Genomic DNA, 15,390 nt, shown 5'->3' on the forward strand with positions numbered 1-15,390 from the left:
GCCGCTGGCGTTAGCATCATCCAAAAGCACTGCCCGCAGGGTGGTGCTTTTTTACTTTACGACTGCAGTCACGTAAAGGCGGTTCATGAGCAGTGCTGCATTTGAAATTCTTGCGATTGTCGAGACATTCGAGCCGGTTCGCGTACGAACGGGACGTGCCGGGTGGGAGCTGTTATTTCATCGCGTCACGGTATATGCCTTCCTCATCTCATTGGGATTAGGTGGGATTTTTTTATTGTTCTTTGGATGGGATAAGTTCGTCTCTCCGCTGCGTGGAATCCCTCGTGAGGTTGGTGCTGTATTTGGGCTGGGAGTTATCTTATCGGAGGTGGTTATCCTGATAGCGTTGGTCGCCGAAACACTATGCTCATTTATCGCATTAAGGGAGTCGCTACTACGTAATTTTATCTCCGACCTAAAATGGGATCTGGCTCATTCGCGCAGGCTGGACAGGTTTAATAAAAAGGACTTGAAGCGTGCGCAGGAATTCGTGGAACTGAGAGCAAACCGGGCGCGCGAGCGCATCAAGATGTTTATTGGCGGAACGGACAAGCTGGCACTGGTGGTGTTGCTGGCAGGTGGCTGGGCGGTCTTTAAAGAAGTACCGTGGCGCGCATCATTTTTTCTCGCAGACTGGGCAGATCCTGCCCATTTACCCAGTGCAGTCCTGTTTCTCCTTTTTGTGTTTGCCATATCGATGATAGCTGGCGCGTTTATCCTGAACGTCCAGGTGCAACGGTACGCCTATCAGCTTGAAGTCCTCAAGCTGCAATTGTCTACGCGGGACTAGCATGTCAATCAGCGCCAAACCCTATTTACGCGAAATCTCGATCACCGACGATGCCGGGATCGATTTCGACAGTTACCCCTTCAATATTCCCGCCGTGCGCGACATGGGCGTGATCGAGCCGCATGCCGACGTTACCTTTTTCGTCGGCGAAAACGGCGCCGGCAAGTCGACCATCCTCGAAGCGATCGCCGTGGCGATCGGCCTGTCCGGCGAAGGCGGCAGCCGCAGCGTCTCGCGCGGGCAGCAGAAGGTCTCGCCCCTGCACGATTGCCTGAAACTGGTGAAAGGCTTCCGCAAGCCGGCGTGGTCCTACTTCCTGCGCGCCGAAAGCCTGTTCAATGTCTTTACCTATCTCGACGAGCTCCCTCCCGGCGGAGGGCCATCGAAGCATCTGCGTTCGCACGGCGAAGCCTTCATGGACGTGATGCTGGAGTTTTCCGCCGGCGGCCTGTACCTGCTCGACGAGCCCGAGGCGGCGCTGTCGCCCAACCGCCAGCTGGCCGCCCTGTCGGCCATCGACCAGCTGGTCAAGCAGGACTGCCAGTTCATCATCGCCACCCATTCGCCGATCCTGCTGTCGTACCCGAACGCGAAAATCCTGCAGTTCGACGGCAGCGGCATCACCGAAGTGGCATACGAAGACACCGAACATTTCGCCGTCACGCGCGATTTTCTCAACCACTATCCACGGCGCTTGCAGCAGCTGCTCGCCGATGACTGACACAGGAACACGATCAACTTGAATACCACCTCCACGCTCACCTTCAGGCTGGCGACCGAAGCGGACATCGCCGCCATGTCGGCCATCCGCCTGGCCGTTACCGAGAACCGCCTGCGCGACCCTGGCCGCGTCACCGCCGCCATGTATCGCGATTACCTGGGGCGCCTGGGCCGCACCTGGGTGTGCGAGGACGACGGCGTCATCGCCGGTTTTGCCAGCGCCGACCGCGAACAAGGGTCGATCTGGGCGCTCTTCATCGACCCCGCGCGCGAAGGGCAGGGTATCGGCAAGCGCCTGCTGGCGCTGGCGGTGGACGATCTGTTCGAGCACGGGCACGAGCAGATCGTGCTCTCTACCGGCGCCGACACCCGCGCCGACATCTTTTACGAATCGCAGGGTTGGGAGCGCGGCAAGATGAAAGACGATATCGAAGTGCAGTATTCGCTGCAGCGCGCACGCGAGGTGCCACCCATGAACGACAATCTGTACGAGGCCAGCGTGCCCGTGTTCCGGCGCTACCTGCGTCAACTGCGCGCCATGCTGGTGCTGGCCGAGGCGCATCCGGATGCGGACGCACTGCTGGGCGCGCGCCTGGCGCCGGGCATGCTGACCCTGGCCGTGCAGGCCGAGGTGGCGGCCAATTTCGTCGTGCGCGCCTGCGCCCCGCTTGCCGGCAGCGTCCTGTCGCAGACTGGCGCCTTTCCCGCCAACGCGCTGCGCGACAGCGGCACGTTTGCGCCGACCTACGACGGCCTGCGCCAGCGCATCGACTTCGTGCTCGGCTTCCTGAACGCGCTCACGCCGGCGCAGTTCGACGGCGCCGCCAGCCGCGTCGTCAGCGACCGTGCCGGCGAAGCGCTGGTTACCTTGCCGGGCCAGGCGTTCCTGCTGCAGTACGCGCTGCCGAACTTCTTTTTCCACCTGACCGCCGCCTACGCCATCCTGCGCCAGGGCGGCGTCGCGATCGGCAAGGCCGATTTCGACGGTTTTCATGTCTACTCCAATGCCTGATCGTTCGCCCGCGTCCCGGCTCGAAGGCATCGGCATCGCTCCCGCGCGGGCGGCCGCCATCGCCGCCGACGTGGCGCGGGGCGACGCGCGCTCGCTGCTGCACGAACTGCTGCTGCGCGGGCTATGGAGCAGCGTCGTCGACGAAGCCGCGCCGGACGCGCTGCAGCGCCATGGAGGCGCCGTCGGCAGGCTGCTGGCCAGCGGCGTGGACCCGCACGATCTGCTGGACGTCGTGCGCGAGGCCCAGGTCGACACCATCTACAACGTGGCGCAGCTGATCGACTGGCCCGACGAGGGGCTGGAATTGGGCGAGGCGCTCGATGTCCGGCTGTCGGCCAGCCTGGCGCACGGTGGCGGCGCGCCGCAGCCGCTGCCCGAGCTGCATGCCTGCCTGATGGAGCGCGACCCCACCGGGCGATCCGGCGCGCCGCGCTCTCCCGAGCTGCGCCAGTTCGGCATGCTCGACGCGGACATCCGGCGCCAGATCACGGCGCTGACCGGCGAGCGCAAATTCTCGGCCGCCGCCGTCCTGTGGAAACAGCAGGTGGGGGGCGAACTGAAAACCGCGCTGGCGGCGGTGCAGTCGCTGGCCGGTCAGACGCGATAGGCGCGACAGGCACGCTCGCCGCGCCGGCTGCGTCAAGCCCGGCGGCAGCGGCGCGCCAGTGCGCTACAATCGGATGTCAACTACAAGAGGACTCCCATGCCCGCCATTCCGACCTGCCTGTTCCCGCCGATCCAGCCGACCCGGCACGGCATGCTGCAAGTCGATGCGCTGCACACCATCTACTGGGAGGAAGTGGGCAATCCGAAAGGCATTCCCGTGCTGTTCCTGCACGGCGGCCCGGGCGCCGGCCTGTCGCCGCAGCACCGGCGCTTTTTCGATCCGCAGCAGTACCGCATCATCCTGTTCGACCAGCGCGGCGCCGGCAAATCGACTCCGCTGGGCGAGTGGCGCGAGAACACGACCCAATTGCTGATCGGGGATATCGAAACGCTGCGCGAGCAGTTCGGCATGGACAAGTGGCTGGTGTTCGGCGGCTCGTGGGGCTCGACCCTGGCGCTGGCCTACGGCGAAGCGCATCCCGAGCGCTGCCTCGGCTTCATCCTGCGCGGGATTTTCCTGTGCACCGCCGCCGAAGTCGACTGGTTCCTGCACGGCGTGCGCTGGTTCTACCCCGAGCTGTACGACGAATTCGTGGCCCCGATTCCCGAGGCCGAGCGGGCCGACCTGCTCACGGCCTACACCACGCGCATGCTGTGCGACGATCCGGCCGTGTACTGGCCGGCGGCGCGTGCGTGGAGCCGTTTCGAGGGGCGCCGCGTATTCCTGCTGCCGCAGCCGGAAGATACCGCCTCCGACACGCTCGACCTGGGCGTGGGCCGGCTCGAATCGCACTACATGGCCAACCAGGGCTTCCTGCGCGAGGACCAGCTGGTGCAGGACGTGGGCCGCATCGCGCACCTGCCGTGCGTCATCGTGCAGGGCCGCTACGACGTCATTTGCCCGCCGCTGTCGGCCTACCGCCTGCACCAGGCCTGGCCGGGCGCGCGCCTGCGCATGGTGGCCGACGCCGGCCATGGCGCGCTGGAAGCGGGCATCGCCAAAGCCCTGGTGGGCGCCACCGAGCAGTTCAAGCGCAGCGGACGCTTCGATTAGGACGGCGGGGGTGGCCCTGCTACACTAGCGGCTGTACACGCATTATCAACTTACAGCGCCCTATGAATATCCAGCTCACCGATATCGGCCACGTCATCCAGCTGGCCATTGCGCCGGTGTTCCTGCTTACCGGCGTGTGCACCAACCTGATGGTGCTGACCAACCGCCTGGCACGCATCATCGACCGTTCGCGCGTGCTGGAAGACCGGCTCGACATCGCCTACCACGACGCCTATATGGACGAACTCGAGGTCCTGTACCGCCGCTGGCACCTGGTGAACTACGCCATTGCGCTCAGTACCGCCTGCGGCCTGCTGATTTGCCTGGTCATTGCGCTGCTGTTCCTGGGCGATACCACCAACGTGGCGCTGGACCAGTACATCGCCGGCCTGTTCGTGATCGGGATGCTGTGCCTGATCGGCAGCTTCGTGTACCTGCTGCGCGAAATTTTTGTCGCCTCCAAGACGCTGCGTTCGCGCCGTCACGTGCGTCCGCGCGGTTCGCCGCCGGCCGCCAACTAACAGATTGAGTTTTCTTATGCACGATTACCAACGTCCTCCCACCCTGTACCGCTACGCGCCGCGCGCCGAACTGGAAGCCGCGCTGACCCTGGGGCAGTTCCGCCTGGTCCCGGCCAACAACTGCCTGACCCTGTCGTTTTCGCAAGCGTGGGACAAAGCCCTGTTCGAGATCTTCTCGCCGGCCGACTGCTGCCTGGTGATCCACAACACCGAGGAATTCGGCGAACGCCTGCACCGCGCCGTGCAGCGCACCCTGCCAAGTTGGGCCGGAATCGACGGCGCCGTCGAATACGGCGCGCGCGCAGCCCTGGGCGCCGCCTTCACCAAGAGCAGCGCCGAAGCGGAAGAACGTGAATGGCAGTTCGCCTGGCGCGCCATGGCGCCGCAAATGAGTCTCAATCCCGTGACGGTCAAGATCGGCAGCATCGAAACCTTCGCCGAACTGCGCGAGCCGCAAAGCTACCAGGCTTAGTTGTCAGGCTTAGTTGTCAGGCTTAGTTGCCAGGCTTGTCGCCGCGATCGAGCCGTGCCAGCACGGCCTTCATCATGCGCTCGATGTCGGAGCGGATGATGTTCGCCCCCAGCATGCCGGGCACGTAGAATTTCGGTACCAGCCTGCCGCTGTAGACGATGCGCGTGCCGCCCGTCTCGGGCACCGGAACGAGCTCCCAGCGGCATTCGTAGACGCGCATGTCGCCGGTGATCAGGCTGATGTCGATGGACGTCATCGCTTCTTCGGTCGCTTGCACGATCAGGTGGATGTCGCGCCGGATGAACAGGAAGCTGGCCACCCCGAACTGCTCGATGATCGCCTTGTTGCCGGTGCGCGAGAGGACCTTGGAGGTTTTCAGGTCCGGCACGAAATCGGACATGCGGTCGTAATTGGTCAGCACCTTCCACACGGCCGCCGGCGCGGCGCGCACCTCGCCGCTGGACGCGACCTCGAACATGTGCTGGTCCGCTCTATCGACGCGCTTGACCGTCACCTCCAGCCTGGATTGAGCCAGGGCGGGCGTGGAACAGGCAAGAAAGCAACAAAATAGGATTCGCGGAAACATATGGCTAGCCTACGGGAAAGCGGCGACCCTGACAAGGGAGGCACGCTCAAGCGTGCGCGAGGTGGCGGGCCGAAGATTAGAACCCTGCATCTACAGAACTAGGTTGTAATGTCGTCTTGATATGCAGTCCCGACGTTCCGTCTTCACGCCCCCCACCCATCACAATCATGACAATCCAAGCCTACCCGCACCTGCTCGCGCCCCTGGACCTGGGCTTCACCACCTTGCGCAACCGCGTCATCATGGGTTCGATGCACACCGGGCTCGAAGACCGCTTCTACAATTACGGCAAGCTGGCCGCCTTTTACCGCGAGCGCGCCAAGGGCGGAGTGGGGCTGATCGTCACCGGCGGCATCTCGCCCAACCGCCAAGGCTGGCTCCTGCCGTTCGGCGGGACCCTCAATTTCGCCGGCGATGTGTATAACCACCGGCGCGTGACGACGGCGGTGCACGAGGAGGGCGGCAAGATCCTGATGCAGATCCTGCACTCGGGACGCTACGGTTATCAGCCGCTGGTGGTATCGGCATCGAACGTGAAGTCGCCGATCTCGCCGTTCAAGCCGCGCGCGCTGACGGAAAGCGGAATCGAAGCGACCATCCGCGACTACGCGCGCTGCGCCAGGCTGGCCAAGCGCGCCGGCTACGACGGCATCGAAGTGATGGGCAGCGAAGGCTACCTGCTCAACCAGTTCCTGTGCGCGCGCACCAACCTGCGCCAGGACCGCTGGGGCGGCAGCATCGAGAACCGCATGCGCCTGCCGGTCGAGATCATCAAGCGTATCCGCAAGACCGTGGGCGAGGACTTCATCATCATGTACCGCCACTCGCTGCTCGACCTGGTCGAAGGCGGCAACACCTGGGACGACGTGATCAAGGTCGCGCATGCCTTAGAGGCCGCCGGCGTCACCATCCTCAACACCGGCTACGGCTGGCACGAGGCGCGCGTGCCGACCATCGTCACCTCGGTGCCGCGCGCGGCCTTTGCCAGCGTGGCCGGACGGCTGCGGCGCGAAGTGAAGATTCCGGTGGTGGCCTCGAACCGCATCAACATGCCGTTTGAAGCGGACGACATCATCGCCCGCGGCGACGCCGACATGGTGTCGATGGCGCGCCCGTTCCTGGCCGACGCCCAGTTCGTAATCAAGGCGGCCAGCGGGCGCGCGGACGAAATCAACACCTGCATCGGCTGCAACCAGGCCTGCCTTGATCACACCTTCGCCAACAAGCGCGCCAGCTGCCTGGTCAACCCGCGCGCCTGCCATGAAACGGAGCTGGTGTACGCAAAAACGGCCAGGCCGCGCAAGGTGGCGGTGGTGGGCGCCGGTCCGGCCGGGCTGTCGGCAGCGACCGTGGCGGCCGAATGCGGGCACGCGGTGACTTTGTTCGATTCGAGCGACACGGTGGGCGGACAGTTCAAGATCGCCATGCAAATCCCGGGCAAGGAAGAATTCGCCGAAACCATCCGCTATTTTTCGCGCAAGCTGGAGCTGACCGGCGTGACGGTGCGGCTCGGTGAGCGGGTCACGCGCGAGGCGCTGCTGGCGGGCGGCTTCGATGACGTGATCGTCGCCACCGGCATCAAGGTGCGCATGCCGCCGATCGAGGGCATCAAGCATCCCAAGGTGCTCTCGTACATCGACGTGTTGCAGAAAAAAGCGCCGGTGGGAAAACGCGTGGCCATCATTGGCGCGGGCGGGATCGGTTTCGACGTGGGCGAGTACCTGTTGCACAACCCGGCGCACCCGCTGCCGCTGCCGGTGGCCGAGTGGGCTGGCGAATGGGGCGTGGACCTGGAAGCGACCACCAGCGGCGGGCTGGTGGCGCCGCACGCGGCCGAGCCGGTGCGCCAGCTGTTCCTGATGCAGCGCAAGGCGTCCAAGCTGGGTGCGGGGCTGGGCAAGACGTCCGGCTGGGTGCACCGCGCGACCCTGAGCCGCAATGGCGTTGTGATGCTGGCCGGGGTTACGTACAACAAGATCGACGACCATGGCCTGCATATCACCGTCGGTGGGGAAGAGCGCTTGATCGCGGTCGACAACGTGATCATCTGCGCGGGGCAGGACAGTTTGACGGAGCTGATGCCGGAGGAGGGCGCGGCCAGTGGTGGGCCGGTGTTCCACAAGATCGGCGGCGCGGCGCTGGCGGCCGAGTTGGACGCGAAGCGCGCCATCAGGGAAGGCGCTGAACTGGCCGCGCGCCTTTAAAGACAAGTACACCTAAAACCGTCATCCTCGCGCAGGCGGGGATCCATAGCACGTATGCTCAAAGGTGCTATGGACCCCCGCCTGCGCGGGGGCGACGGCTTGAAGTGAACGGGTTTGAGCTTAGTCGTCGGCTACTATTTTTTGCGCACCACCACGCAGCCGATCGAATACCCCGCGCCAAACGAGCAAATCACGCCGTGCGAGCCGCTTGGCATGTCGTCCTGGTACTTGTGGAAGGCGATGATCGAACCGGCCGACGAGGTATTGGCATACGTGTCCAGAATGACCGGCGCTTCCTGCGGTTCGGCGTCGCGCCCGAGCAGCATGCGCGTGATCAGCAAATTCATGTTCAGATTGGCCTGGTGCAGCCAGTAGCGCGATACCTGCGCCACTTCCAGCCCCGCATTGGTGACCGTCTCGCGGATCATCTCGGCCGCCATCGGACAGACTTCCTTGAACACCTTGCGGCCCTGCTGGCGGAACAGCTTGTCCGGATTGCCCACACCCGATTCGTCGAAGCGGTTCATGAAGCCGAAATTGTTGCGGATGTTGTTCGAGAATTTGGTCTTGAGCTTCGATTCGAGGATCTCGAACTGGTGCGCGCTGGTCGCCGTCTCGGCCGCTTCGATCACGATCGCCGTGCAGGCGTCGCCGAAAATGAAGTGGCTGTCGCGGTCGCGGAAGTTCAAATGGCCGCTGGTGATTTCCGGATTGAGCACCAGCACCGCGCGCGCCTGCCCGCTCTGCACCGCCGCCAGTGCCGTCTGGATCCCGAAGGTGGCCGAGGAACAGGCCACGTTCATGTCGAAGCCGAAACCGTCGATGCCCAGCGCTTCCTGCACCTCGACCGCCATGGCCGGGTAGGCGCGCTGCATGTTGCTGCAGGCGACCAGCACCATGTCGATGTCGGCCGCCGTGCGTGCGGCCCGGTCCAGTGCCTGGCGCGCGGCGGCCACGCAGATTTCAGCCTGCAGCGAGATTTCTTCGTCGGCGCGCTCGGGAATGCGCGCCGTCATGCGCGCCGGGTCCAGAATGCCGGATTTTTCCATCACATAGCGCGATTTGATGCCCGATGCTTTTTCGATAAAGGCGGCGCTCGATCCTTCGATCGCCGTCAGTTCGCCCGCCGCGATTGCATCAGCGTGTTCGGCGTTGTACAGTTCGGCGTAAGCGTTGAAGGCGACAACCAGCTCTTCGTTGGAGATCGAATGGGGCGGCGTGAACAGACCCGTGCCGCTGATGACGACTTGTTTCATGGTGGAGCTTTCAAATAAGGTAAGCCGGGCATAACCCGGCACGTGCCGCTGATTCTACACAATGGACTTCATGGTGGCGAGAAAAGCGCGGGGCTACCCCGGTGGAGAGCGCCTATTTCCGCTTTTTCGCGGGCGCCGGCGCGGCTGGCGCCTCGGCCGCCGGGTCCTTGGCGGGCTTGGCCAGTTGCACCGGCAAGCCTTTCAGGTGATTGAGCGCCTGCGCCAGCTGGAAGTCGTCGGCGCTGCCGTATTCGAGCGGCTTGCGCTTGCGCTCGATCGCCAGCAGGCGGCGCTGGGCGTCGAGCTGCTCGCGCGTGCTGGCCGCGCTTTCCTTGTCGCGGTCGTTCGACAAGTGCTTCTCCAGGTCGGCCTCGCGCATGCGAAACCCGTTCAAGCCATCGCCGTCGGCGTTTTCGTCGACCAGAAAGTCGGGAATGATGCCGCGCGCCTGGATCGAGCGCCCGTGCGGGGTGTAATAGCGCGCCGTGGTCAGCTTGACCGCGGTATCGCCGCCGAGCGGCTTGATGGTCTGGACCGAGCCCTTGCCGAAAGTCTGGCTGCCGAGAATCACGGCGCGCTTGTAATCCTGGAGGGCGCCAGCCACGATTTCGGAGGCCGAGGCCGAGCCGGTGTTGACCAGCACCACCATCGGCACCGTCTTGAGCGCGGCTGGCAGCCTGGCCAGCACGTCGCCGTCGCCCTGCAGGGTGTAATACTCGGGTTTGCCAAGGTAGCTCTGGCGCGAATTGGCGAGCTGGCCGTTGGTCGAGACGATCTCTACGCCGCGCGGCAAAAACGCGGCCGACACGCCGATGGCGCCTTGCAGCAGGCCGCCCGGGTCGTTGCGCAAGTCCAGCACCAGGCCCTTGAGGGCAGGATCCTGCTGGTACAGCGCGCTGAGGCGGGCCGCCATGTCGTCCACGGTCGGTTCCTGGAATTGCGAAATGCGCAGCCAGGCGTAGCCCGGCTCGACAATCTTGCCCTTGACGCTTTTCTGGATGATTTCCTGGCGCGTGATCGTCATCACCAGCGGCAGCGCCACGTCCTTGCGCAGCAGGGTCAGGGTGACCTTGGTGAGCGGCTCGCCGCGCATCTTCTTGATCGCTTCGTCGATGCCCAGGTTCTGGATGGCCTCGTTGTTGATGCGCGTGATCAGGTCGCCCGCCTTGATGCCGGCGCGCCAGGCCGGCGAATCCTCGATCGGGGCCACGATCTTGATGTAGCCTTCCTCGCTCTGGGCAATTTCGATGCCCAGGCCGACGAACTTGCCCTGGGTGCCTTCGCGCAGGTCGCGGTAGGCTTTCTTGTCGAGGTAGGCGGAATGGGGATCGAGCGAGGCCACCATGCCGCTCAGGGCATCGGTCAGCAATTTCTTGTCGGCCACCGCTTCGACATAATCGGTTTTGATCAGATCGTAGGCGTCGGACAACTGGCGCAGTTCTTCGAGCGGCATGCCTTGTTCGACCGGCTTTTGCGCCAGCGCCGAAAATTGCATGGAAAAGGCCACGCCGGCCAGGGCGCCCAGGCCGACCAGCCCGGAATTTTTGAGGGTAGAACCCATGGTGTCACCTACGATGCCAGGAAAAATGCGCCAGTTCAGCTGATGAGCTGGCACGAATCCAGTATAAACCCGATTACCCGGCCCGCAGCGAAATTGTGCATGTGCGGTTTGTGTATCGAAAAGTAAAAAAACCGGGCCCGGCGGTTCCCCCGGGAAGGCAAGGGCTAGAATGCCAGCATCGCGAGCCCGATGACGCGCCACCCACTTGCCGTCCAGCCAGCCTGATTCACCCACCGAACCCCCGATGAGCAAACTGATTCCCTTCGCCTGCGCCGCCCTGATCGCCAGTATCGCCCCGTCCCTCCACGCCCAGGACGCGCCCGCCGGACCGGTGACAGCCGTGCCGGCGGAGGACGCTGCCGCCGTGCCTCCCGCCGTGCGCGTACCCAGGTCCAAGGGCGAGCCCAAGGCTGCAGCGGGCGTGACGGCGGTCACCATCAACGGCAGCCGCGCCGGCGACACCGAATCGCGCCGCCTCTCGACCGCCGCCAAGATGGTGTTCGGGCGCGAGGAACTGGACCGCAACGGCGACAGCAGCGTCGGCGAAATCCTCAAGCGCCTGCCCGGCGTGACCATGGGCGGGCCGCCGGGACGGGGCGGCGGCGGGGTGCGCATGCGCGGCCTGGGCAACGGCTACACCCAGATGCTGGTCAACGGCGAGCGCCCACCGGCCGGGTTTTCGCTCGAATCGCTCTCGCCGGATCAGGTTGAACGCATCGAAGTCATGCGCGGCCCGGTGGCCGAACACAGCACCCAGGCCATCGCCGGCACCGTCAACGTGGTGCTGCGCGAGGGTTACCAGCAGAAGGATATCCAGCTCAAGCTGTCCGACAGCATCGAAGATGGCCGCCACGGACCGAACGTGTCGCTCACCATGCCCGGCAAGGTGGGTGCGCTGACCTGGCTGATGAGCGGCTCGATGGGCGCCAACCGCCAGCACGATGAAAGCATCTCCACCTATCAGGATACCGATCCGGCCGGCGTGATGCTGAAAGACCAGCAGGTCGACGCCCACAGCAACCGAAGCTCGCGCTCGGTGCACCTGACGCCGCGCCTGTCGTATAAATTCGACAATGGCGACACGCTCAATTTCCAGCCCTTCTTGATGCATAACCGCAGCGAAGGCGACAGCGGCAGCCTGCTGACCCAGCGCATCGGCCCGCCGCAGCGCGAGTACGCGCTGGCGCTGTCCGACTCGACCTCGTCCATGACGATGCTGCGCGGCATCGGCAACTGGCTGCACCGGATGGAAGCCGGCGCCAAGCTCGATGTCAAGTTCGGCTTCGGCGGCGGGCGCAGCGAAAGCACTTCGCTGCGCAAGCAGTACGCCGACAACGGCGTGCTCAAGGATGTCTTCAACGATGTCGACACTTCGCGCAGCCATAGCCTCAACAGCGGCGGCAAGTACAGCACGCCGCTGGCCAAGGGCCACCTGCTGGCCGCCGGCTGGGACCTGGAAGGCGGGCACCGCGAGCAGAGCACGGTGGCGCTGGTCAACGGCCGCGCCCAGTTCGCCGAATCGGGGTCGAGCATGACGGCCGACACGCGCCGCGTAGCCGGCTACGTGCAGGACGAGTGGGATATCACGCCGCAATGGTCGGCCTACCTGGGTCTGCGCTGGGAAGGCATTCGTACCAGCGCCACCAACCAGGGGCGCGACGTGCGCAACAACAGCAGCGTGTGGAGCCCGGTACTGCACACCGTGTGGCGCATTCCCGGCTTTGAAAAGGACCAGATCCGCGCCAGCCTGACGCAGAGCTACCGCGCACCCCAGCTGAACGACCTGATCGCCGTACCAACCTATTCGCAGCTCAACAGCGCAACCCGGCCCGACCGCACCGGCAATCCGAACCTCAAACCCGAGCTGGCGCAAGGGATCGACCTGGCCTACGAGCACTACCTCGGCAAGAGCGGCATCCTCAGCGCCAGCGGATTCGTGCGCAAGATCGATAACCTGATGCGGCGTGAACTGAGCTTGCGCGACACGCCGGATGGCCCGCGCTGGCTGTCGAGCCCGTCGAACATCGGCAGCGCCCGCACCAGCGGCATCGAGCTGGAAGCGAAGTTCCAGCTGGCCGAGCTGGTGGCCAACGCCCCGACTATCGACCTGCGCTCGAACTACAGCCGTTTCTGGTCGAGCGTGGATGGCATTCCCGGCCCCGACAACCGGCTCGACCAGCAAGCCAAGCAAACCGCCAACGTCGGCCTCGACTGGCGGCTAAAGGACGTGCCGCTGACCCTGGGCGGCAGCTACAACTGGACCCCGGCGATCCGGGTGCGCACCAGTGCCGATGAAATCGCCACTACCGGCGTGAAGCGCCAGTTCGACGTGTACGGCTTGTGGAAGTTCAGCGCCGGCACCCAGCTGCGCCTGTCGGCCAACAACCTGATGAGCGACGACTACGTGGCCGGGCGCAGCGTGACCAAGGAGGGCATTGCCCAGCTGTCGGACACGGCCAGCCGCACGTACACCACCTGGACCATTCGTCTGGAAATGAAGTTATAGTGATCGATGCCATGGCCACAAGCCATTTTTTCCCCGCCCCATAAGGACACCCCTGTGAAACGATATCTTCTGAGCACCCTGACCCTGAGCCTGGCGGCCGCTTTTGCCAGCGCCGCCGAACCGGTCCAACCGCCCGCGCCGCTTTCCGGCATCGATGTGCAGTACATCGACAGCAGCGTGCGGCCGCAGGACGATTTTTTCAGCTACCTCAATGGCCTGTGGCTCAAAAATACCGAGATCCCGTCCGACAAGTCGAGCTGGGGCACCTTTGCCAAGCTGCGCGACGACACCCTGCCGCAGCTGCGCGTGCTGATCGAAGCGGCCCAGAACGAAAAGAACAAGAAAGCCGGCAGCGAGACGCAGAAAATCGGCGACCTGTACGCCAGCTACATGAACGAAGCCAAGCTGGAAAAGCTCGGTTACAAGCCACTGGCCGGCGAACTGCAGCGCATTCGCGCGCTGCGTGAAAAGAAGGCCATTCCGGCCCTGATCGCGCATCTGTCGAAGATCGGCGTCAGCGTGCCGTACGGCATCTACGTCGGCCAGGACAGCCGCGAATCGACGCGCTACGCCACCTACATCAGCCAGAGCGGCCTGGGCTTGCCCGACCGCGACTACTACCTGAAAAAAGACGACGCCAAGCTGGCCGACGTGCGCGCCAAGTACGAGCGCCATATCGAGAAAACCCTGGGCATGGCCGGCCACAAGGATGCGGCAAGCGCGGCCAAGGCCATCCTGGCGCTGGAAACCGCGCTGGCCGAAGTGCAGTGGAGTAAGGTCGAGCTGCGCGATCCGGTCAAGCGCTACAACAAGGTCGAGATCGCCAAGCTGGGCGAGCTGACCCCGGGCTACGACTGGAAGGGCGCGCTGGGCGCCGCCAACGTGGCCGGCAAGGTCGACTACGTCATCGTCGGCCAGCCGAGCTACCTGAGCGGATTCAACCAGGTGCTGGAAAAGACCGACCTGGCGACCTGGAAATCGTATTTCGAATGGCAACTGTTGAACGGTTATTCGGAATACCTGTCGAAAGAATTCGTCGACGCCGATTTCGCCTTCTTTGAAACCGTGCTCAAGGGCGTGCCGGAAAACGAACCGCGCTGGAAGAACGGCGTCTCGACCGTCAATGGCGTGCTGGGCGAAGCGGTGGGCAAGGAATACGTCGCCAAGCACTTCCCGGCCGAGCGCAAGGCGCGCATGGAAGAGCTGGTGCAGAACCTGCTGGTGGCCTACAAGCAGAGCATCGACACGCTCGACTGGATGGGTCCGGAGACCAAGAAGGAAGCCCAGGCCAAGCTGGCCAAGTTCCGCCCGAAGATCGGCTATCCGAGCAAATGGCGCGACTATTCGGCGCTGACGGTCAAGCAGGATGATCTGGTCGGCAACATGATGCGCGCGCGCACCTTTGCCTACAACCGCAGCATCAACAAGCTCGGCAAGCCGATCGACCGCGAAGAGTGGGGCATGACGCCGCAGACAGTGAACGCTTACTACAGCTCGACGATGAACGAGATCGTGTTCCCGGCGTCGATCCTGCAGCCGCCGTTCTTCGACATGCGCGCCGACGACGCGGTGAACTATGGCGCCATCGGCGCGGTGATCGGACACGAGATCAGCCACGGTTTCGACGACAAGGGCAGCCAGTCCGACGGCGACGGCAACCTGCGCGAATGGTGGACCAAGGAAGACCGCGCCAAGTTCCAGGCCAAGGCCGACATGCTGGTCAAGCAGTACAGCGGCTACAGCCCGCTGAAGGGCTACAACGTCAATGGCGAGCTGACCCTGGGCGAGAACATCGGCGACAACTCGGGCGTGGCGATTGCGTACAAGGCGTACAAGATCTCGCTGGGCGGTAAACCAGCGCCGGTGATCGACGGCTTGAGCGGCGACCAGCGCTTCTTCATGGGCTTCGGGCAGGTATGGCGCATGAAGATGCGTGAAGCGCAGCAGATCGTGCAGGTGAAGACCGATCCGCACTCGCCGGGCCAGTTCCGCGCGAACGGGACCATGATGAACCAGCCGGCGTTCTACGAAGCGTTCGGCGTGAAGGAAGGCGACAAGATGTACCTGCCGCCGAAAGAGCGCGTCACGATCTGGTAATCGGG

The 15,390-nt window shown here is 64.1% G+C and carries 13 protein-coding genes; 10 read left to right on the forward strand and 3 right to left on the reverse strand.

All coding sequences use genetic code 11. From position 1 onward, the window contains the following. Window positions 1–85 precede the first annotated feature (85 nt). The 7 genes from RBA40_RS11200 (at window position 86) to RBA40_RS11230 (ending at window position 5,175) form a co-directional block, all read left to right on the forward strand. A complete protein-coding gene (locus RBA40_RS11200; RefSeq protein ID WP_306647950.1) occupies window positions 86–790 on the forward strand; it encodes a YuaM family protein in 705 nt (234 codons plus the stop codon). Between the two features lies 1 nt (window position 791). Then, a complete protein-coding gene (locus RBA40_RS11205) occupies window positions 792–1,511 on the forward strand; it encodes an AAA family ATPase (RefSeq protein WP_306647951.1) in 720 nt (239 codons plus the stop codon). 18 nt (window positions 1,512–1,529) lie between these two features. Next, complete coding sequence (locus RBA40_RS11210; protein WP_306647953.1) at window positions 1,530–2,522, forward strand: DUF1993 family protein; 993 nt, start codon at window positions 1,530–1,532, stop codon at window positions 2,520–2,522. Next, a complete protein-coding gene (locus tag RBA40_RS11215; RefSeq protein WP_306647954.1) occupies window positions 2,503–3,129 on the forward strand; it encodes a hypothetical protein in 627 nt (208 codons plus the stop codon). Before RBA40_RS11210 ends, RBA40_RS11215 begins: the two co-directional genes overlap by 20 nt. A 96-nt stretch (window positions 3,130–3,225) precedes the next feature. Further along, window positions 3,226–4,182, forward strand: a complete 957-nt coding sequence (pip, locus tag RBA40_RS11220; protein WP_306647955.1) for a prolyl aminopeptidase — start codon at window positions 3,226–3,228, stop codon at window positions 4,180–4,182. A gap of 62 nt (window positions 4,183–4,244) precedes the next feature. After that, a complete protein-coding gene (locus tag RBA40_RS11225; RefSeq protein ID WP_099873534.1) occupies window positions 4,245–4,703 on the forward strand; it encodes a DUF2721 domain-containing protein in 459 nt (152 codons plus the stop codon). A 16-nt stretch (window positions 4,704–4,719) separates the two neighbouring features. Further along, window positions 4,720–5,175, forward strand: a complete 456-nt coding sequence (locus RBA40_RS11230) for a hypothetical protein (protein ID WP_099873536.1) — start codon at window positions 4,720–4,722, stop codon at window positions 5,173–5,175. A 22-nt stretch (window positions 5,176–5,197) separates the two neighbouring features. Here the strand turns inward: RBA40_RS11230 and RBA40_RS11235 are convergent, their stop codons facing one another. Beyond that, window positions 5,198–5,653 (reverse strand): SRPBCC family protein, encoded by a 456-nt coding sequence (locus RBA40_RS11235; protein ID WP_306647956.1) that lies wholly within the window; start codon window positions 5,651–5,653, stop codon window positions 5,198–5,200. A 275-nt stretch (window positions 5,654–5,928) separates the two neighbouring features. Between RBA40_RS11235 and RBA40_RS11240 the strand changes: the two genes are divergently transcribed. Further along, window positions 5,929–7,965: an NADPH-dependent 2,4-dienoyl-CoA reductase gene (locus tag RBA40_RS11240; protein ID WP_306647957.1), complete on the forward strand. Its 2,037-nt coding sequence runs from the start codon at window positions 5,929–5,931 to the stop codon at window positions 7,963–7,965. Window positions 7,966–8,099: 134 nt separating this feature from the next. On the opposite strand, the gene RBA40_RS11245 is transcribed toward RBA40_RS11240, so the two are convergent. Next, on the reverse strand, window positions 8,100–9,221 hold the full coding sequence (locus RBA40_RS11245) for a beta-ketoacyl-ACP synthase III (protein ID WP_306647958.1): 1,122 nt from the start codon (window positions 9,219–9,221) through the stop codon (window positions 8,100–8,102). A 112-nt stretch (window positions 9,222–9,333) separates the two neighbouring features. Further along, on the reverse strand, window positions 9,334–10,782 hold the full coding sequence (locus RBA40_RS11250; protein WP_306647959.1) for a S41 family peptidase: 1,449 nt from the start codon (window positions 10,780–10,782) through the stop codon (window positions 9,334–9,336). Between the two features lie 244 nt (window positions 10,783–11,026). Here RBA40_RS11250 and RBA40_RS11255 point away from each other — a divergent pair, with 244 nt between their 5' ends. Further along, window positions 11,027–13,288: a TonB-dependent receptor plug domain-containing protein gene (locus tag RBA40_RS11255; RefSeq protein WP_306647960.1), complete on the forward strand. Its 2,262-nt coding sequence runs from the start codon at window positions 11,027–11,029 to the stop codon at window positions 13,286–13,288. Between the two features lie 54 nt (window positions 13,289–13,342). Next, a complete protein-coding gene (locus RBA40_RS11260; RefSeq protein WP_306647961.1) occupies window positions 13,343–15,385 on the forward strand; it encodes a M13 family metallopeptidase in 2,043 nt (680 codons plus the stop codon). Window positions 15,386–15,390: the final 5 nt, after the last annotated feature.

Source organism: Massilia pseudoviolaceinigra, assembly GCF_030846505.1.
In the GTDB taxonomy this organism is placed as follows: domain Bacteria; phylum Pseudomonadota; class Gammaproteobacteria; order Burkholderiales; family Burkholderiaceae_D; genus Telluria_A; species Telluria_A violaceinigra.